The organism is Bacillus sp. z14 (2026), assembly GCF_058313575.1.
In genome coordinates, this window is the sequence record NZ_JBZFQK010000001.1 from 434,964 (window position 1) to 454,767 (window position 19,804).

Genomic DNA, 19,804 nt, shown 5'->3' on the forward strand with positions numbered 1-19,804 from the left:
TTGATTCACTTGATTTCCCCCTCTTTTGCCATTTTTATAAATTCAAAGATTTTTCTCGTATTTTTTCTCCCATTTACCTCAACACCACTGCTCACATCAACCATAAACGGATTTACAACCTCAATCGCAACTCTTACATTTTCAGAATTCAAGCCTCCCGCTAAAATGATAGTAGGATATTTAGCTCCTAGTCCTCTAACCTTTTCCCAATCAAATGCCACTCCGTTTCCACCTCTATATTCCCGTGCTTCAGCATCCAATAAAATATAATCAGCATGCTTAACATCACCAACATCTAAGTCTGCCTGAGCAGGCTTAATTCCTAGCGATTTAATGATCGGCAATCCAACCTCCAAATAGTCTGCCGGCTTTTCTTCTCCATGAAGCTGAATGGCTGTCAATCCACAATATCGTGCCACTTGTTTCACCGTTTCTACCTCTTCATTAACAAAGACACCGACCTTCCAGATTTCACCTTCCAGTTTGGAGATGATTGGTTTGGCCTTCTCAGGAATAATTCTTCGCTTGCTTTCGGCGAACATAAATCCAAGGGCATCCGCACCTGCTTTTTCAGCTGCTAATGCATGCTCGACGGTTTGTATTCCACAGATTTTCACCTTCACCGACTGTACCTTCTTTCAATTTTCTTGATTTCTTTTACAAATTGAGCGGGATCTTGATGCTTCATCAATGCCTCCCCAATTAGGATTGCATCCACGCCTGCATTGGCAACACGTAAACAATCATTAACATTCTTGATTCCACTTTCACTAATGACAATAGTCGACGGATCGTCAATCAATTTGATTAAATTTTCAGTAACAGCTAAATCTGTGTTAAATGTTTGAAGATTTCGATTATTTATGCCAATCAATTGCGGTTTAAGGGACAGAGCTGCCATTAAATCCTCCTCATCATGCACTTCCAGTAAAACTTCCAAATGTAGATGGAGAGCATACTCATACAATGCTTTTAATTTTCCAGGTGATAAAATTCTTACAATCAACAGGACTATACTTGCCCCCGATAAAAAGGCTTGATTAATCTGAGATTCTTCCAATATAAAATCCTTGCATAAGACTGACAGATCTATATGACTGCTTACAACCTGTAAATCTTCAAAGCTTCCATTAAAATATTCTTTATCCGTTAAAACAGATATGCCGTCAGCGCCGCCTTCCTTATATTGATTAGCTACCTCTATTGGGTCGGCCAAAGATTGAATGATTCCTTTTGATGGAGATGACCGTTTAAATTCTGCAATCACACCAAGGGTAGACTGACTTCTGATTCGTTCAGCAAAAGTATCTCTTACCTGCATTCGTTTGATGTCATTTGACAATTCAATTGCGGTTGATTTGCTTAACTCTCTCCTCTTGTGCTCCACGATATTCATTAAATAGGTTGGCATATATCATTGGCCCCTTTCGTTTGAACCGGTCCCCTAACTTCAAGTAATTTCCGATAGACAGCACCTGAATCAATTAATTCAGCCGCATACATGACTCCTTCCTGGATCGTAGAAACTTTCCCTGATACAAATAAACCAATTCCTGCATTTAGAAGGACGGCATCACGACATGGATTCTTTTCCCCACAGAAGATACCAATCATTTTTTTTGCATTTTCAGACGGCTCACCACCGGTCAAACGGCTATTGTCCGATACTTTCAATCCAACGTCATTGGGATGGATGGCTTCTTCTGTTATTAGACCACTCTGAACAAAATATAGCTTGTTTTCGCCAGACAATGAAGCTTCATCCATATTACCCGCTCCATGGATAATGGCAGCCTTTTTTCTCCCAGCCTTCAACAATACTTCTCCATACAGCTTTAATAGTTTTACATCATACACACCAACCATTTGATAGGTTAAATGGACTGGGTTTGTTAAGGGTCCGATTGCATTGAAAATCGTAGGAATACCCAATTGCTTCCGAACTGCAGCGATTCTTTTTAATTTTGGGTGGATATGTCCAGCATTCAAAAATACTAAGTTAGCTTGATGAATAGCTTTCCTGGCTTCTTCCTTTTGATTAATCGTATTAATGCCCAATGCGTTCAGCACATCCATGCTGCCGGATTGACTCGTCATATTTTTGTTTCCGTGCTTCACCATTTTGATTCCGGCACTTGCCAAAACAAATGCTGATGCCGTACTGATATTAAAGCTATTGCTGCGATCGCCTCCGGTACCACAATTATCCATGGCTTCCGGGATAGTTCCTAGCTGATGTGTCGATTCTTTTCGAATCATTTCTGCGATAATATACAGTTCCTTACTCCCGTATCCCTTCAATCCAATAGCCATCAAAAATGCAGCCAATTCCGCTTCAGAAACAGTTGGACTTAACATTTGTTTTGCAGCATCTGTCATTTCTCCCTCTGATAAACTCTTTCCTTTACTTAATTTGAAAAGATACTCATTCATGCAAGACTGCCTCCTTCACAGTACTATTAAGAAAATTAGTAATTATTGTTTTTCCATAGGGCGTTCCTATTGATTCAGGATGGAATTGAACGCCGTATAAGGGATACTGCTTATGACGAATGGCCATAATCTCGTCATCATCCTCTGAAGTTGCTATAATCTTAAACTCATTTGGCAATGTCTCTTCTTTTATAATTAGAGAATGGTATCTCATTGCCTGAAACCCTTGAGGTGTACCCTTAAAAATTTCATCTCCTGTATGGATGATCTTTGATGATTTACCATGTTTGATCTTTCCAGCTCGACTTACCGTAGCACCAAACACCTGGCCAATGGCCTGATGCCCTAGACAAACGCCTAAAATAGGAATATGGCTATAAAAAGCTTTAATCATTTCTTTACATATCCCACTCTCTTCAGGCCGACCAGGTCCGGGTGATAAGACAATTGATGTTGGTGATAAATCTTTTATTTCTTGAATCGTAAGGGCGTTATTTCGTTTAATCAGTACCTCTTCCCCCAGTTCTAATAAAAGCTGATAGAGGTTATACGTAAAGGAATCAAAATTATCGATAAGTAAAATCATTTATCCCATCCTCCTTAAATCCAACTTTATGAAGTGTTTCATACCATTCATTTTCCGGAATGGAATCATAGACAATACCAGCGCCAGCCTGGAAATGAATTTGTTGATCTTTAATTACCATCATTCGGATTGCTAAGGCCAGGTCCAATTCACCACCATAGGAGATAAAACCAACACCGCCGCCGTAAGCCCCTCTTCTTTCCTGTTCAGCCTCTGAGATTAACTGCATCGCTCTTATCTTTGGCGCGCCCGATACGGTTCCAGCCGGCAAACAGGCTTTAATTGCGTCCATTGGATGAATCGCTTCGTTTAATTGGCCTGTAATTTCTGAAACAAGATGGATTACATTTTTAAATGATTCAATCTCCATAAACCGTTTAATATTTAAGCTTTCCGGCTTACAAATCTTCCCCAAATCATTTCTAGCAAGATCCACCAGCATGACATGTTCTGCCTTCTCTTTTTCATCCGCTATTAAACTGGCAATCTGTTCTTCGTCTTCTTGAAGAGTAGAGCCTCTTCGTCTTGTACCAGCTATCGGATTAGAGTGAATAACGCCCTGATCGATCGCAATCAATCGTTCAGGAGAGCAACCCACAATGTGATAGGAGCCAAAATTAATATGAAACTGGAATGTATCAGGATGCTCTTGCTTTAACTTCCCATAATAATCTTCCGGGTCTCCCCTAAATGAACCGGTCCATCGCTGCGACAAGACAGCCTGGAATATATCGCCGTTCCGTATTCTGGATTTTAATTCATTAACCGTATCAATAAATTTCTCCTGATTCGTATTGCTTTTAATTCCGTGAATCAAATACATTTCATTTCCAGAAGCCTGGCTATATGTGGATAGTTTTTCCCGAAAGTACTTCATGTTTTTAGCCAATTCTTCCTCTGATCGTTCACCTTCATAGTCTAAATGGAGGTGGCTGCATTCGGAGAAATCATCACCGCTGTAAATAAAATAATCTGTGTGATAGAGAAAATGAAAATCCGGAATACCAACCGGATTCATTTCCGGCGAATCTATTTCTTCAAAGAGAAAACTGTACGAATAACCGGCAAATCCAATGGAACCTCCTATAAATGGCAGATCAGGATAAAGGGCATCATCGATTGCAAGGGACGCTTTTATAAACTCATGCGGATTATTCACTTTCTTTTTCATTTGACCTTTTTTAAAGAACGTACCATCTATACTCGTCATGATTTCTGCATATAGGTTAAAGGCAACAATTTTTGTCCTGCCACCGCTCGGAGATGGAAATTCAAGCACAGCTTTATAAGACTTAGCAATGTCTTCTATATTTCTAAGTTTGTTCTTTTCCTCGGCTTTCAGTCGTTGCCTAATTATGTTAGGTTTCCTCAATCTAATCCCCCCTGAAAATAAAAAAATCCCCCATAAGCAAATAAATTGCTTATGGAGGACGTATAATCGTGGTGCCACCCCCGTTGGATCTCTTTCAGATACGATGAGGAAGGAATCCATCATTTAATATCCTATCCTTTTAACGGCGGAATCCCGTATTCCCCTACTAATCTTTCAGGGAATCACTCGAAAGCCCATTCACATAAAGCCTGCATACCGGTTCTCACCCACTCCGGCTCTCTGTAGTGCAATGTTTTTATGCTACTCCTATTTCTTAACGTTTTATTTATTCAATTTTATCCCATACAAAAAGGGCCTCACATCCTTGAAAAAAGGACGAGAGACCCGCGGTACCACCTTAATTGATTGCTGAATTCAGCAATCCACTTTATGACAGACTATGGAAATAACTGTCAGCCTATTTTAACGATTGGCTAAATCGACCAAAGCATACTGAATAACTCACGTTCTGCTCGGCAACTCCGAAGTCCATTCACAAATGAAATCGTACCGATTCCCACCACCCATCGGCTCTCTAAAACTCCTTCAAATGCTACTACTCTTCATCAACGCATTATTATGTTTAAGTTATTGTTAATATTAAATTAACTCTTTTGAATTGTCAATCTATTCAGTTAAATATAGGTAAAATGATGCATTTTTAGTCAGACAAAGTGAAAAATGACTATATGTTAATGAAAGGGATCATATCTCTCATAGATTTTGTATTAATTTATCTATTAGAAACAAGCAACTTTAAGTATTATTGCGTTTTCCTATCCTCTAATTACAATACAAAGGCTTGATAGAAGGGTGTAGTTTATACGATTTTCAAAAAAAGAGTGCCAATTCAGTAAGAACTGGCACTCTTTAAGTAAATATCATTTGTATGATACAACATTAATTATTAATTTATTTTGTTAGTTAAACAATCATCCCTCAAGCAATAAAGATTCAGGGTCTTCGATTAATTTTTTCACATTCGCTAGGAAGCTAACTGCTTCTGCTCCGTCGACAATACGGTGATCGTAAGATAATGCGATATACATCATTGGGCGAACTTCAATTTTGTCATCCTCAACAGCAATCGGACGCTTTTTAATACCGTGCATTCCAAGAATACCTACTTGTGTTCCATTTAAAATAGGTGTTGACATTAAGGAACCGAAAACACCGCCATTTGTGATAGTAAAGGTTCCACCCTGTAAATCTGATAGGGCCAATTTATTATCACGTGCTTTTTTAGCCAAGCTACCTATTTCTTTTTCAATTTCAGCAAAGTTCATACGATCCGCATCTCTGACAACAGGGACTACTAAGCCTTCTGGAGCAGATACTGCTACACCGATATCATAGTATTTTTTGATAAGCAGCTCATCACCTTGGATTTCTGCATTTAACAGTGGATACTTCTTAAGTGAACCAACCACGGCTTTTGTAAAGAAGGACATAAACCCTAATTTCACATCATTTTCTTTTTGGAATGCATCCTTACGTTTATTACGAAGGTTCATGATATTCGTCATATCTACTTCGTTAAATGTAGTCAGCATCGCTGTATTGTGTTGAACCTCAACCAAACGTTTCGCGATTGTTTGGCGTCTGCGTGACATTTTCACACGTTCTTCCGGTTTACCAGATACCTGAGCCGGTGCTGATGCTGCTTTTTTAGCTTCCGGTTTTGAAGGCTTAGATGCAGGCGCGCTGGCTTGTGCATGACCATTGTAGGATTCTACATCCTGCTTGCGCACTCTTCCAAGTGGATCTACTGTAGGGATTTCATCCAAATCGATTCCTTTTTCTCTTGCTAATTTACGTGCAGCCGGAGAAGCAACTGTTTTATTTCCTTTTTTCTCTTCTTCTTTTGGTTCAGGAGCAGGTGCTGCTTTTGGCTCTTCTTTTACTTGTTCTTTTGCAACAGGTTCTTGTTTTTCACTCTGTGCAGGCGCTCCATCAGCATCTACCATCGCAATTGCTTCCCCAACAAGAACCGTATCTCCCTCTTCTTTTAATTGCTCTGTCAAAACTCCTTCATAGTCGGAGATGATTTCAACATTTACTTTATCTGTTTCAAGCTCAACGATATATTCACCTTTTTCAACCTTTTCACCCGGTTGTTTAAGCCATTGTGCAATTGTTCCCTCTGTAATTGATTCCGCTAATTCTGGTACTTTTACCTCTGCCATCTCTATATTTCCTCCTCTATTCGCGAGTTAATGCGCTGTTAATAATACGATTTTGTCCTTGTTTATGAATGGTTGGATCTCCCTCTGCAGGACTGGATCGTCTTCTTCTGCCGATGTACTCAACTTTAACCCCTTCTGGTGCTGCTATTCTTAAACGTGGCTCAACGAAATTCCACGCGCCCATATTTTTAGGCTCTTCCTGTACCCATGCAATCTCTTTTAGATTCGGGTAGGATGCAAATAATTCTTGAACCCCTTTAAGTGGGAATGGATAGATTTCTTCAATTCTCACAATATGAAGCCAATCAAGATTTTCTTGAGCTTCAATAGCCTGAGATAAATCAATTGCCATTTTACCTGTACAACAAACGATTCTTTCCACACTGTCTTTTTTTGTTCCTAAGCCTGGCTGTTCAATAAAGGACTTGAATTCACCGTCACTCAGTTCTTCAGCAGTACTCGCAACAGTCGGATTTCTCAGCAAGCTCTTTGGCGTCATTAATACCAGTGGGCGTACTTCTTCTTTTCCTAAAATAGCTGCTTGTCTTCTTAAAATATGGAAGTATTGAGCTGCTGAACTTAAATTAGCTACAGTCCAGTTATTCTCCGCTGCCAATGATAAATAGCGCTCTAAACGTGCACTGGAGTGTTCCGGTCCCTGGCCTTCATAACCATGAGGCAATAGCATGACTAAGCCAGATTTTTGGCCCCATTTCGCTCTCCCAGCAGCAATAAATTGATCAAATAATACTTGCGCAGTGTTGGCAAAATCACCATATTGGGCTTCCCATAAAACGAGCGTATCCGGGGATTGAACATTGTATCCATATTCAAATCCAATCACAGCTGCTTCGGACAACGGACTGTTATGAACCGCAAAGGAAGCTTTTGCCCCTTCAAGTCCATGTAACGGTGAATAGGTTTCTCCGGTTTCACTGTCATGTAAAACAATGTTTCTATGAGCAAATGTACCGCGCTCGGAATCCTGTCCAGTAAGGCGAACCGGTGTACCATCCTGTAAGATAGTTGCAAATGCTAACGTTTCAGCCAAAGCCCAGTCTACCTTATTTCCTTCTTCCAAAGCATTCTGTCTTCTCATAAGGATTTTATCCAGTTTATTAAATACCTTGAAGTTCTCAGGTCGTTTTAAAAGCTCCGCATTTATTTGCTTTAATACGTCAAGCTCTACTTTTGTATCTACATTCGGAATCCCGGATTCAATAATTTTTGGAACATCAGCTGCTTCAAGCGGAGAATCTTCCTTTTCACCCACTTGATTATAATACTCTTTCAACATATCAAAATGTTCCTGATCCAGACGAGCGACCTCTTCTTCCGTTACAAGTCCTTCATCGACTAGTCTCTTTGCATACACCTCTCTAGGTGTTGGATGCTCATGCACCATCTTGTACATGGCCGGATTGGTTGTCATTGGCTCGTCCATTTCGTTATGGCCATAACGTCTGTATCCAATTAAATCTATTAAAAAGTCTTTTTTGAAATTTTGACGATATAAAATAGCTACATAAGCTGCTGCTAATACAGCCTCTGGATCATCCGCATTGACATGGATAATCGGGATTTCATATCCCTTCGCCAGATCACTTGAGTATCGAGTGGATCGGGAATCCCGGCTTTCTGTTGTAAATCCAATCATATTGTTCGCGATAATATGAACGGTGCCTCCTGTTTGATACCCATTAAGGCGACTTAAATTCAAGGTTTCCGCCACAATTCCCTGACCTGGGAATGCTGCATCTCCATGAATAATAATTGACATACTGGAATTCGAATCCTGTACAGGAAATCCTTTTTGGCTTCTGTCATCCTGTACAGCCCTTGTATATCCATTTACGATGGGATTAACAAATTCCAAGTGACTCGGATTATTTGCTAACGTTATAACCGCTTCTCTTGTATTCTCTTCTTTAATTTTACGATCTGCGCCTAAGTGGTATTTCACATCGCCAGTCCATCCAAATGTAACACCAATGGATCCTTCAGATGGCACCAACTTTTTATCTGGAGCATGCTGAAACTCAGAGAATATTTTTTTGTACGGTTTACCCAGCACATGAGCCAGTACATTCAATCTGCCTCTATGTGCCATTCCGATATTAATAGAATTAGTTCCGCCGCGAACGGATCTTGAAACTAATTCATCAAGAAGTGGAACTAAAGAATCTACACCTTCAATTGAAAATCTCTTCTGTCCAACAAAGGTTTTATGTAAGAATCGCTCAAATCCATCCACTTCAGTTAAGCGCTTCAACAAATTTTTCTTTTTAGCTGCCGAGATTGCAAAACCGGAGGCTGTTTGTTCAACCATTTGTGTAAGCCACTTTTTCTCTTCCATGTCATGGATATGATCGAATTCAAAAGCAATCGTTCTCGTATATAAAACTTTTAAATATTCGATGGCTTCATGGCCATTTTGAATGTTTGCAGGCAAAACATCACTGATTAAGGAAGCTGGCATCGCTTTCAAATCATCAGTCGTTAAATCATATTTACCCAATCCTAAATTAATATCTTTCTTTACCTTACTGTACAATGGATAAATATCAGCGGCCAAATGTCCGTTTATTCGAATATCCTCAGCCAATTTGATAGCCTGCGATACTTTATACATCATTTTTGCTGTGAACTGACCGTCTGAAACTTCCTTACTTTGATTACCCCTTGTTTGTTCGGTTTCCTCTAATCTTGGAGGTCCCCATTCTTCAAATAATCTCACCAAATCCGGATCCACTTGCTCTGGGTCCTGTAAAAAAACTTCGTACATTTCCTGGACGTAACCCAAGTTTGGCCCCTGAAACTCTAGCCAAGGGTTTGTTACAGGTGTATCAAGTTTCATTATGAAATCCCCCTGTTAAACATTGTTTTGCCTTAATCCTGCGACTGAATAATATATAATAATAATGTTATCGAAAGAGTCGGAAGGATAAAACATTTCCGACATTATTCTACCATGTTTTGGTGAATATACCCAAAGGTTTGCACTTAATTTACGAGAAAATCAAAACTTTCTAAAAAATCAGCTATTATGAAATAGCAAAAAAAGAGAATTGATTATATAACCAACTCTCCTTTCTGATTAATTCCAAATTGAATCATGCTGGATTCACATACCCATTCATAGCCAATTTTTTGATAAATTGAATTTAAAGTTGGATTTGATAAATCCGTATATAAACTGCAAAATAAATAGTTTTCAAGAAGTTGTTTCGAAAAAGTGTGAACGGCCGAGCTCGCATACCCCTTCCCTCTCTCTTCATCGGGAGTATAAACCAGCGAGACTACAATTCCATTTTGCGTTGGCCGAGCCCACTTCACCATCGATACCGGTCTGTTCTGATCAATCCATAAATGTAAGGACTTCTCCTTGATATAATCATTTGCCCTTGCCTGACAATCTTCGTAAGTGAGATTATCAACCGTATATTTAGTGAACTTTTTAATCCAATCAGCTACTAAGGGAGCATCTTCATGGCCTGCCATACGTAAATACCCTTTTGTGATTTGAACAGAATTCAGTTTTGTCAGTTTATAGATTCCCTGTTCCACGCCAATAGAGCCCTCAATTCCCGTTACACACTTCCATTCATCAGCAAATAAATGCGCTAATTGCTTTTCGCCTGTTATCCCTGGAAACATGAACCCTTCTTCAACAAATTTATTTACAGCAAAGGAAATAGCTTCTTTTTGGTTTGGATCGCCTGCAATAAGCAGATTATGTGGATGAGTTCGTAAAAAAATCAGGACAGTCTGATCCTTTACCTCCACTGTACACATGAAAAGTTTTATAGTATCTGATGGATTTTGGATCAATTTATTCACCAATCCCAGGATGACATTATGCTTCACTTCTTCCTTTAAAAGAATAGGTTCGACTTTGTCCTTAAAAGGTTTAATCGTGTCATAGAATACGATATTCATTTTCTCATCCTCCTTTTTTCCATTATCCTCCTACATCTATATATTTCAAACAATTTAATTTAAATGTTTGTAGTTTACATAATATTTTTATAATTAACCTTTTTGTATTTTGTTGTCGTGTATCAAAAACAGCAACCCTAGTAAGGATTGCTGTTAAAACATTGCCTATTTATGCATTGCCTTTGCCCATCATATCCAATATACCGTTCTGTGGTAATTCGATGATAAAGTGAGTTCCTTCAGGACAGCTTTCGGTAATCGAAATGGTACCCAAATGCTCTATTATCGTTTTCTTAACAAAAGGTAATCCCAAACCCATTCCCCGCTTATCTATTGATATAAAGGGATCAAATACACTTTCCCAATTAGCTGGTGGAATTCCTTTTCCGGTATCAATGAAATGAATTAGAATTAGTTCATTTTTTAATTCTGTTGTTATCATTATTTTCTTATTCGCTCGATCTACTGGCATAGCCTCTACACTATTCTTGATTAAGTTAATGAAAACTTGCTCCAAATTCGTTCTATTTACATAGGTAATTAATGGTTGATATTTGTTCTGAAATTCAATGTCTACCTGTTTTGTACGCAACATTTCAGAAGATAGGTTAATGGATTCTTCAATAACTTCCATTAAGTTTTCCTTTTTCAGAACTAGATTGGATGACTTCATGTAATCCTTATAATTATTGGTCAGTTTACCTAAATGATCTGAAGACTTTTGAATCATATCCAACGTTCTCTTATCTGTGTCATTTAAGTCACCACTAAGACTAAGAAGATTAGAAAAACTCTTGATGATTTGGTTGGTGTTTTTCACTTCATGGATTAAACTCCCTGCCAGATTCCCAGTATAGTCCAGCTTCTTTTGTCGTTCCATCAAATCATAGTAACTCTCTTTTAGACTGGTGTTCAACTTAACATAAAAATGAAAAATCGAAATGGAGAATATAATGACTCCAATACTACTCGTTATGGCACCCATAGCTGGAGAAAAATTAAATAAACCGAGTATGATTAGCCAAATGGAAGCTAACGATATGGCTGTTAAAAGGTTTCTAAAGCTCGGGTTAGAGATTTTCCTCGAAATCAAAAAGACTAGGAATACGAAGATAATAAAACCAAACATATGGGCAATGAATATCCAACCTAAAGGCCCATATACCGGATAATAAAAACTGGAAGAAGCAGCCTTCTCTACAGTTAACCCACTAATCCCTAAATTTGTTAGGTTGATAACATATAAAACTCCACTCCAAATAGTAAAGAAAATGAGAGACTTTTTAGTAAGCAGCACCCGAGAAACTCTCAACAACCAATCAGTCTCTTTTAACATGGTTGGCTGATCCTTTATGATTTTGTATGCTAAATAGAGAACAATGGGCACTCCAAAAGTTGGCCCTATGCGCAGAACCTTAAAAAGCCATAGAATGGTACTTTCAGAGAAAGTATCTAAAAAATATAGACTTCCAATATCAAGTTGCCAAATGGTAATAAAGGACAAGTATAAAAAAAGACCTGATGACAAACTTGAATTGTTATACATACTTTTAATAACAAAAGAAACAAGTAAAGGACTTAAACCAATGCTACATACTAACAATCCGATAATCATGTATTTTCGCGCTCCATTGCTGAATGATTTGGTCTATATTTTTGGATATAAGCACAAGCGTTATTTCCACCGTGTCCATGATTAGTAACAGCTACTTCGTTAATTTCCTGATATTTTGTTTCGGTTACAATATTCATATCTTCATAACCTTTTTTGGTTGTTCTTATGGTTGGTGGGATAAAATTATGTTCCACACTCAATAGTGAAGATATAACTTGTAAGATTCCACTGGCCGCAAGAGGATTTCCGAACATACTCTTTATTGAGGTGTAAGGCGTTTGATGATTGAATAATTCCCTTGAGCACCTTTCCTCTATACGATCATTTATTTGAATCCCTAGCGCCTGACTGTTGATATAATCTGGGGAACGTCCATTTGTGATTTCTTTTAACACATTGACCATTTCTTCCCCAGTTTCATCTGTGCTATAAATGTAAATTCCATCATTATTCGAGATAGCGTCTACGAATTCTCCTTTAATAGAGGCTCCGCGAAGAAGTGCATCTTCTTCTCTTTCTAATACAATGGCACCGGCAGCTTCCGCTATTGCAAACCCTTTACTATCTTCTTGGAAAGGTACAGCTCCATCTTTCATTTCTTGGTCCAATGGCAACACTCGTGTTCTAGAAAATGCATATGTGACCGTTCTGTCAATGGAGCTTTCCGTTCCGCCTACTATAGCTATATCAATTTTACCGGACCTCAAATATAGCAATGCTGATTCAATTGCTTCCAGACTAGATGTACAGCCGGTAGTAATGGTTCTAGTTATACCTTTTGCACCTAAAAAGTAAGCAATCGATGAGGTAATGCTATGATAATTAACATAGTGAGGGAATGTAATGGGTACTTTTCTATATTCATCATTATTGATATGTATAACAGAGTCCTGGAAGGGTCTTTCTGTAATGGAACCAAGTGAAGTTCCAAAAAAAACCCCTACTTTTTTTCCTGCCAAATCTACCCCTGCTGATTTCAACGCCTCTTTCCCTGCCACGATTCCTAATTTAGACACTTTAGGCAATCGATTAATTCTCCTATCTTTCTCTAACTCTTCTAATCCATTATCTATTAAACCAACTATATTGGACTCACCTTTATATCCTTCTCCATCTATTAGTTCCAGTGTGTTCACACCATGCTGTAAATTAAATAGAAATTCATCGATATTCCTTGTATTCGGGGCTATTGTCCCGTAGCCACTAACTACTATTTTCATGTAATTTTCCGCCTTAGTTGAGAATATTTACCTAAGAAAATTATAGCAGATAATATTTCAGAATGACTATAGGAAAAAACTATTAAAAATATATTTAAATAATCTAAATAGTTTAAATAAATCATTAATACTACTTTATAAAACAATCAAAAGCGTATGTTGATACCACATGTCGTTGAGCTTTTTGTTTGGGAGATAAAGTAACTTCATTTCAGATGTTCAAATACCTGGAACTCTAGTGAGATATCAGCCCCAACAAGAATGTTATTAGCCATCAATAATATAAATTCTTTAATCTATCAAATTTCCCTGCTAACATCAAATATTGTTGATAGCAGTCCTGAGCCCTAACCAACCGGGGACAAATTTCGAGTAATAAGAATCATTGAATATAAAAAAGCTGCATACCGTAAAATCCCGGAATACAGCCATATCTATGGTTCAAGCATCAAACACTTCTTAACTTTTTACTGCTTAAAACTTATAATCCTCTTCTAAAACCTTCATTCATTAAAGTGATTTAGAAGAATACTTTAATACTTGCTAGGATCGTAAGCAAACCTACAACAATGACGAATACGTTGCTCAATTTCCCTCTGTATTTAGCTAGTACTGGTACTTTGCGGATTGCATACATTGGTAATACACATAAGATAGCAGCAACTAGAGGTCCGCTGAGTGTATCAATTAATCCTAGAATACTTGGATTTGTATAAGCAACAAACCAACATGTTAATACCACAAATACTAGAATTGCAGTTTTAATTGTTTTTTCTTTAATACTTTTTCCGCGTGCTTTTCCTGATGCCACAATCATGTCACGCATTACTTCGTAAGCTCCTACATAATGACCAAGGAAGGACTTTGTGATGGCCACGAATGCAATAATAGGCGCTGCAATAGCAATTATTGGTGAACCAAGTTCATTCGCAAGATAAGATAGGATTGATAAATTCTGTTGCTTTGCCATGGCAAGATCACTTGGAGTTAAGCTCAAGACACTGCTCCAAACGAAGAACATGACAACAGAGAATGTCATAATATAACATACTTTTTGTATTTGGGCACATTTCGCGTCAGTCGCATCTTTTCCATAAGTTGCCCGCTGTTTCATTACAAATGACGATACAATAGGAGAATGGTTAAACGAGAATACTATAATTGGTAATATCAACAGTATAATTCCAAAATATCCGGATCCTGATGAAGCAGTAGAAACACTTGCAGAACTAAAAATCGATGTATTCCACTGTGGAATTAAAGATACTGCGATAAATAACAGAGAAGCTATAAATGGATAAACTAGCATGCTCATCACTTTTACAGTTATATCTTGTCCAAAATTTAGTATGACGATAAGACCGAGAATTAATACAAGTGATAAAATGGCTCTTGGCGGCTCGTTCATATGCAATTGATTTACCATAAAACTACTTGCTGTATTTGTAAGTGCAACTGAATACATCAGCACGATCGTATAAATAGAGAAGAAATAAACTATGTTAAAGGCTATACTTGCCTTATTTCCAAAATACTCCCTTATCGTACCGGTAATTCCCTCATCAGCAGAATCTGAAGCAGCTATCATTTTAGCAAGTGCCCTATGCGAGTAGTACATTACCGGAAAGGCTAGTATAGTAATTAACAATAATGATATTAATCCGCCTGATCCTGCATTAATAGGTAAAAAGAGTACACCCGCTCCAATTGCTGTTCCAAAAAGGCTCAAAGCCCAGGTTGTATCTTGTTTATGCCATTTCTTCGCATCTGGAAAATTCTCTTGTATTACTGAATGATCTTCAACTGGTAATTCGAGTTTTTTTGCTGTATTTCCATGCATAATAAGGTTCCTCCTTATATATACCCTAGCTTTCTGCTAAGGCTTATAAATATGGATATTTTTTTAAAATTAAATTACTTATAAGATTCGGACAATAGAAATTATTAAATGAGAATGCTAGCACTGAGAAATTGGTTTATCTACCATTCTAGTTTATTTGTTGGCGTTTGCAAAATATTGTATTTGTATAGTATTAAATTCCTTTATTTCTATATTTGTCTTTTCTTCTTACTTTTCTCCAAAAATTTTATTTTTAATGGCAATTCCAGTTGGTGTGGCTGCCACTCCTCCTAAACCTGTCTCTCTTAACTCGCGTGGCATTTGTCTGCCTATTTTATACATGGCTTCAACAACTTCGTCGGCACTTATGATATTATCTACGCCGGCCAATGCCATGTCCGCTGCAACTAATGCATTGGCAGTTCCTATAGCGTTTCTCTTTACACAAGGAACCTCTACCAATCCAGCGACTGGATCACATACTAAACCAAGCAAATTTTGAAGGGCGGTTGAGAACGCTTCCGATGATTGCTGCGGTGTTCCGCCGGCAACTTCTACTGCGGCAGCTGCCGCCATTGCCGAGGCACTGCCTACTTCAGCTTGACATCCTCCAAATGCTCCAGCAATACAAGCATTATTTGCTACTATCATTCCAAATAAAGCAGAAGTGAATAGAAAATGAACCATATCTTCGTGACTTAACTGCAACGTATCTTTAATACCGAATAGGACCCCAGGAACTGTTCCGCTCGCGCCTGCTGTTGGAGTTGCACAAATTGCCCCTAACGAAGCATTTACTTCATTAACACCAATTGCATGTTGAACCCCAAATACCATCATATCTCCAGAAAGAGTTTTTCCACGTTCGCGATATTTTTTGATTTTAACAGCATCGCCACCAGTTAAACCGGTCGGAGAAAATACCCCGTCTCCCTCAATACTTTTATTTATGGCATTTTCCATGGTGAGTAGATTTTTTTCCATTTTGATCCAAACTTCATCATAGGTGGATCTAGTTTGTTGGATTTCCTGCTCAATGGCTAATTCATAAATGGGTTTTTGCCTTTTATTAGCTGCATCCACGATTTCTTTTATGGTCATGTACATAAACTTTTCACCTCCCTAAGATTTTAAAGAATAATAATAGTAGCTGTATTACTAAGGTCCTTCAATTTCTGCTGAACATTGTTACGTAATTGAGAATCTAATGTAAATTCAAAGAGGTGTTTTCCGTCTTTTTCTAAACTGATAAAGCTGTTAATATCGACATCATTTTCTTTAAGAATCCTGCGTAACCCAAATTCAAGGTCATCTTTTTCAGAAATCGCTAGTATAACTGGCAATGGTCCTTCGAGATTCAATTTAAACCCGTCCATTTCAATCTGCTTGACTTCAACCATACCGCCGCCGACCGAAATTCCCATCGTTCTAATACTTCTATTTTCATCCTCCAGATAAACATCTGCAGTATTGGGATGACCGGCAGGACTATCAATCACTTCTTCAATAAAAACAATCTGGATACCCTTAGATTCTGCTATTTTAATAGCTTCCGGCACTCTGCTATCATCAGCAGCAAATCCTAATATACCAGCAACAATGGCAAAATCAGTTCCGTGACCCTTATGAGTTTCAGCAAATGATTCATAGTATCTGACTAAAACTTTTTTAGGAAGACCTTGAAATAATTTATTGGCAACAGCTCCAATAGCTAAGGCACCTGCTGTGTGCGAACTCGAGGGCCCTATCATTACCGGACCAATTACATCAAAACAACTTTTATAATTAATAATCTTTTTTTCTTTAACGGGTGCTACATTAATACTCATATAAAATTCCCCCACCCCATTAAATTACTTGATCTTTAAAATTGATTTTGCACTGTAAACTTCAATGGATGAACATGGCTTGTACTAGTGAGCTTACTAGAGTTATTCCTAACTACGCTCTATTTGAAAAGGTTTTCATTACTAACCAATAAAATCGAATCGTATTTATATTGAATACTAACTAGCATTGCAAACATTTCTTAGCAACTTAATGCCATCAAAACATAATTTGTAGCAATTCCTAGTTGTTCAATAAATCCGATTCCAGATACACCACCTTTAGCATATTTTAGAAAAGCATAAGGTAAAAACGGTACCGCAACTGCCCTAAAAAAATCCATATAAAGTGTTTCAAGCTGACCATGGAAATCTATTAATCTATTTACAATAATTTCTTACAGTAGTTATTATTTACTACTCGCTCAAAGTATCACATAATTGGTTTAATATGTCAATATGATTTAGTAAAAACTTATTTTTGTAAAAATTTATTATTAGAAAGCCTTTACAATCTGCTATAATTATTAGTAGATTATGTCTAAATTGGTTTTATTATCAAGGACTTACTTGATGCAATTGATAATCATCACTTCCCTAACCACTGAGCAAGCGCACAAATATAAGTGCAAAACTGAAAACTTGCATGTAGGGTCTAACTTACTATGCTCGTAGAATAATTGATAAATATTATTTGATCTCGATGTTCCATTAAAAAGAGTTTCCTAAAAGGAGGAAAACCTAATTGGATAAAGATCTATTTCGACATTATCAAACTATAATGAATTATTTTGGAGAAATTCTAGGACCTAATTATGAATTTGTATTACATGTTTTAAATCCTAATGGAGGTTCTCATATCGGTCATATTGTCAATGCTGACTTGAGCGAAAGGTCCTTAAATAGCCCATTGACTAACTATGCAAAAAAGTTAATCAACGATAAGGTTTATTTAGACAATGATTATGTTGTTGGATATGTTGGGGAAGGACCGCGGGGTAAAAAATTTCGTTCATCCACTTTGTTTATAAAAGATCATGAAGGTCAATTACAGGGACTTTTATGTATAAATTTTGATGCAGACGTTTATCGAAAAGTCGCCAAGGATATACTAAGTTTAGCCAATCTAAGCTTTGATATTAAACATATTGAAATGAAAACTGAACAAGAGAAACCTGTAGAAAAGCTTCAAGATAATGTAAGTAATATCATTTATACAGTAATAGATAGAGATATCCTCGAATCTGGAGCCCAATTATCACCTGACCAAAAGAAGCTTGCTATTTCAAAATTAAAAGAGTATGGGATATTTGATATGAAAGGCACAATAAGTGAAGTGGCAGATATAATGGGAATGTCCGAGTCCAGTGTTTATCGTTACCTTCAAATGGTATCACGAAGCAAAAAAGCAGTACCGGTATAATAAAGTGCATGTCAATTAAGCTGGAGAGTCCGAGGAAAGACTAGATATCTCGCAGACTTCCCAGCTTATTTTTCATCCACTTTTTTCCACACTTCAAAAAGTCATATAGGTTGTCATCCTACAGAAAAATTTACATCTCGAAGTCTATCTAGGTTGCTTGATCTCCTAATAGAAGTAACTTCATCCTTTCATTGAAGCTCTACACCCCAATATAACACTTAGATAACAGTCCGACTGTAATGGTTCTGTTATAAACAATAAACCCGTTTGTACTATACTAATAACGAAACCATATAGCGAAGGAGGACCTCAACATGAACGAAATAATGCAAACCTTATTATCTCACCGCTCCATCCGATCTTATAAAAACAAACCAGTCGAGGATGTACAGCTGGAACAAATCATTAAAGCTGTCCAATCTGCCCCGAGTTGGATAAATGGACAACAGGTTTCCATTATTGCTGTTAAAGATCCTGTAAGGAAGAAGAAGTTCGCAGAGCTATGCGGCGGGCAGAAGCATATTGAAGAGGCCCCTGTATTCCTCGTATTCTGCTCAGATTTTTATAGAGCATATATATCCAGCGAAATCGAAAAAACACCGTTTGCTGTCTCAGAAAATATTGATACATTATTGGTCGGTGCTACAGATGTTGGGATTGCTCTTGAAGCAGCCATTACTGCAGCCGAATCATTAGGCCTTGGTACAGTCTGCATTGGCGGTATACGCAGAAATTTAGATAAAGTCATAAAGGAACTCAACCTTCCTCCATTTGTTTTACCCATTTCAGGTTTATGTATCGGCTATCCTGCAGAGGATCCCGGCTTAAAACCACGCCTGCCAGTTAAAGCGGTCTATCATAGCGAAACCTATCAGCATGATATAAAAGAAGACATTGAATCATATAATCAAACATTTTCAGATTACCTGTCAGAGCGTTCCCAGGGTACACAGACTGGGACATGGACTAAAGCTGTAGCCAGCTTTTATAGTAAAATCTATTATCAGGGCGTTGATGAAGCAATTAATCAACAAATGCAGATTCCGAAAAAAATAGATGTTAAAGATAAAGGAAGAGAAGCCTAAACGCTCCTCTTCCTTTTTTTCACTTTGTATCTCCCAAATCTCTTGATGATCCCTTCACCTTGCCTTGATTGCTTTAGTAATAAAAATCGATAGAAATATCCTCACATTATTCTAGGACTTAATACTCCTTATTTCACTATAAAGAAGATTAATATGCCCTAAAAGTTATATTAGATGAGTAATTTCAAATTCCGTGGTAAAATATCTATTAATTCTCGGAATTTGGAATATAAGGATAAATATAATAGTTTAGTGTCAGAATTTATGGCTGAGAGCTAG

General features: G+C 37.6%; 15 protein-coding genes and 2 other annotated features. Of the genes, 2 read left to right on the top strand and 13 right to left on the bottom strand.

Annotated elements, in window-relative coordinates:
• Positions 1–5 precede the first annotated feature (5 nt).
• The 13 genes from AC4G3O_RS01925 to sdaAB all read right to left on the bottom strand — a co-directional run bounded on the left by AC4G3O_RS01925 (position 6) and on the right by sdaAB (position 17,020).
• Positions 6–623, bottom strand: coding sequence for a phosphoribosylanthranilate isomerase (locus AC4G3O_RS01925; protein WP_066106992.1), 618 nt, complete (start codon positions 621–623; stop codon positions 6–8).
• Positions 620–1,411 carry an indole-3-glycerol phosphate synthase TrpC gene (gene trpC, locus AC4G3O_RS01930; protein ID WP_066106995.1) on the bottom strand — a complete coding sequence of 264 codons (792 nt, stop codon included), beginning with the start codon at positions 1,409–1,411 and terminating at the stop codon, positions 620–622. The genes AC4G3O_RS01925 and trpC overlap by 4 nt, the downstream gene beginning before the upstream one ends.
• Entirely contained in the window at positions 1,396–2,433 is a 1,038-nt protein-coding gene (gene trpD / locus AC4G3O_RS01935) for an anthranilate phosphoribosyltransferase (RefSeq protein ID WP_066106999.1), read from the bottom strand. Before trpD ends, trpC begins: the two co-directional genes overlap by 16 nt.
• Positions 2,426–3,019 carry an anthranilate synthase component II gene (locus AC4G3O_RS01940; protein WP_066107002.1) on the bottom strand — a complete coding sequence of 198 codons (594 nt, stop codon included), beginning with the start codon at positions 3,017–3,019 and terminating at the stop codon, positions 2,426–2,428. The genes trpD and AC4G3O_RS01940 overlap by 8 nt, the downstream gene beginning before the upstream one ends.
• A complete protein-coding gene (locus AC4G3O_RS01945; protein ID WP_175354298.1) occupies positions 3,000–4,391 on the bottom strand; it encodes an anthranilate synthase component I family protein in 1,392 nt (463 codons plus the stop codon). The genes AC4G3O_RS01940 and AC4G3O_RS01945 overlap by 20 nt, the downstream gene beginning before the upstream one ends.
• Positions 4,392–4,442: 51 nt before the next feature.
• Positions 4,443–4,678: a binding site (T-box leader), on the bottom strand.
• 42 nt (positions 4,679–4,720) lie between these two features.
• Positions 4,721–4,970: a binding site (T-box leader), on the bottom strand.
• A 353-nt stretch (positions 4,971–5,323) separates the two neighbouring features.
• Entirely contained in the window at positions 5,324–6,577 is a 1,254-nt protein-coding gene (odhB, locus tag AC4G3O_RS01950) for a 2-oxoglutarate dehydrogenase complex dihydrolipoyllysine-residue succinyltransferase (RefSeq protein WP_066107005.1), read from the bottom strand.
• Between the two features lie 16 nt (positions 6,578–6,593).
• A complete protein-coding gene (sucA, locus tag AC4G3O_RS01955; RefSeq protein ID WP_066107008.1) occupies positions 6,594–9,434 on the bottom strand; it encodes a 2-oxoglutarate dehydrogenase E1 component in 2,841 nt (946 codons plus the stop codon).
• 215 nt (positions 9,435–9,649) lie between these two features.
• Positions 9,650–10,516: a GNAT family N-acetyltransferase gene (locus tag AC4G3O_RS01960; RefSeq protein ID WP_066107013.1), complete on the bottom strand. Its 867-nt coding sequence runs from the start codon at positions 10,514–10,516 to the stop codon at positions 9,650–9,652.
• A 169-nt stretch (positions 10,517–10,685) separates the two neighbouring features.
• Positions 10,686–12,131 carry an ATP-binding protein gene (locus AC4G3O_RS01965; RefSeq protein ID WP_491135737.1) on the bottom strand — a complete coding sequence of 482 codons (1,446 nt, stop codon included), beginning with the start codon at positions 12,129–12,131 and terminating at the stop codon, positions 10,686–10,688.
• A complete protein-coding gene (locus tag AC4G3O_RS01970) occupies positions 12,128–13,351 on the bottom strand; it encodes a beta-ketoacyl-[acyl-carrier-protein] synthase family protein (protein WP_066107015.1) in 1,224 nt (407 codons plus the stop codon). Before AC4G3O_RS01970 ends, AC4G3O_RS01965 begins: the two co-directional genes overlap by 4 nt.
• A 520-nt stretch (positions 13,352–13,871) precedes the next feature.
• Positions 13,872–15,191, bottom strand: a complete 1,320-nt coding sequence (locus AC4G3O_RS01975; RefSeq protein ID WP_066107018.1) for an amino acid permease — start codon at positions 15,189–15,191, stop codon at positions 13,872–13,874.
• 228 nt (positions 15,192–15,419) lie between these two features.
• Positions 15,420–16,298, bottom strand: a complete 879-nt coding sequence (sdaAA, locus tag AC4G3O_RS01980) for an L-serine ammonia-lyase, iron-sulfur-dependent, subunit alpha (RefSeq protein ID WP_066107021.1) — start codon at positions 16,296–16,298, stop codon at positions 15,420–15,422.
• 23 nt (positions 16,299–16,321) lie between these two features.
• Positions 16,322–17,020: an L-serine ammonia-lyase, iron-sulfur-dependent subunit beta gene (gene sdaAB / locus AC4G3O_RS01985; RefSeq protein ID WP_066107026.1), complete on the bottom strand. Its 699-nt coding sequence runs from the start codon at positions 17,018–17,020 to the stop codon at positions 16,322–16,324.
• A 742-nt stretch (positions 17,021–17,762) separates the two neighbouring features.
• Here sdaAB and AC4G3O_RS01990 point away from each other — a divergent pair.
• Both AC4G3O_RS01990 and AC4G3O_RS01995 read left to right on the top strand, forming a co-directional pair.
• On the top strand, positions 17,763–18,440 hold the full coding sequence (locus AC4G3O_RS01990) for a helix-turn-helix transcriptional regulator (RefSeq protein WP_066107029.1): 678 nt from the start codon (positions 17,763–17,765) through the stop codon (positions 18,438–18,440).
• A gap of 314 nt (positions 18,441–18,754) precedes the next feature.
• Positions 18,755–19,525, top strand: a complete 771-nt coding sequence (locus AC4G3O_RS01995) for an NADPH-dependent oxidoreductase (protein ID WP_066107032.1) — start codon at positions 18,755–18,757, stop codon at positions 19,523–19,525.
• Positions 19,526–19,804 lie beyond the last annotated feature (279 nt).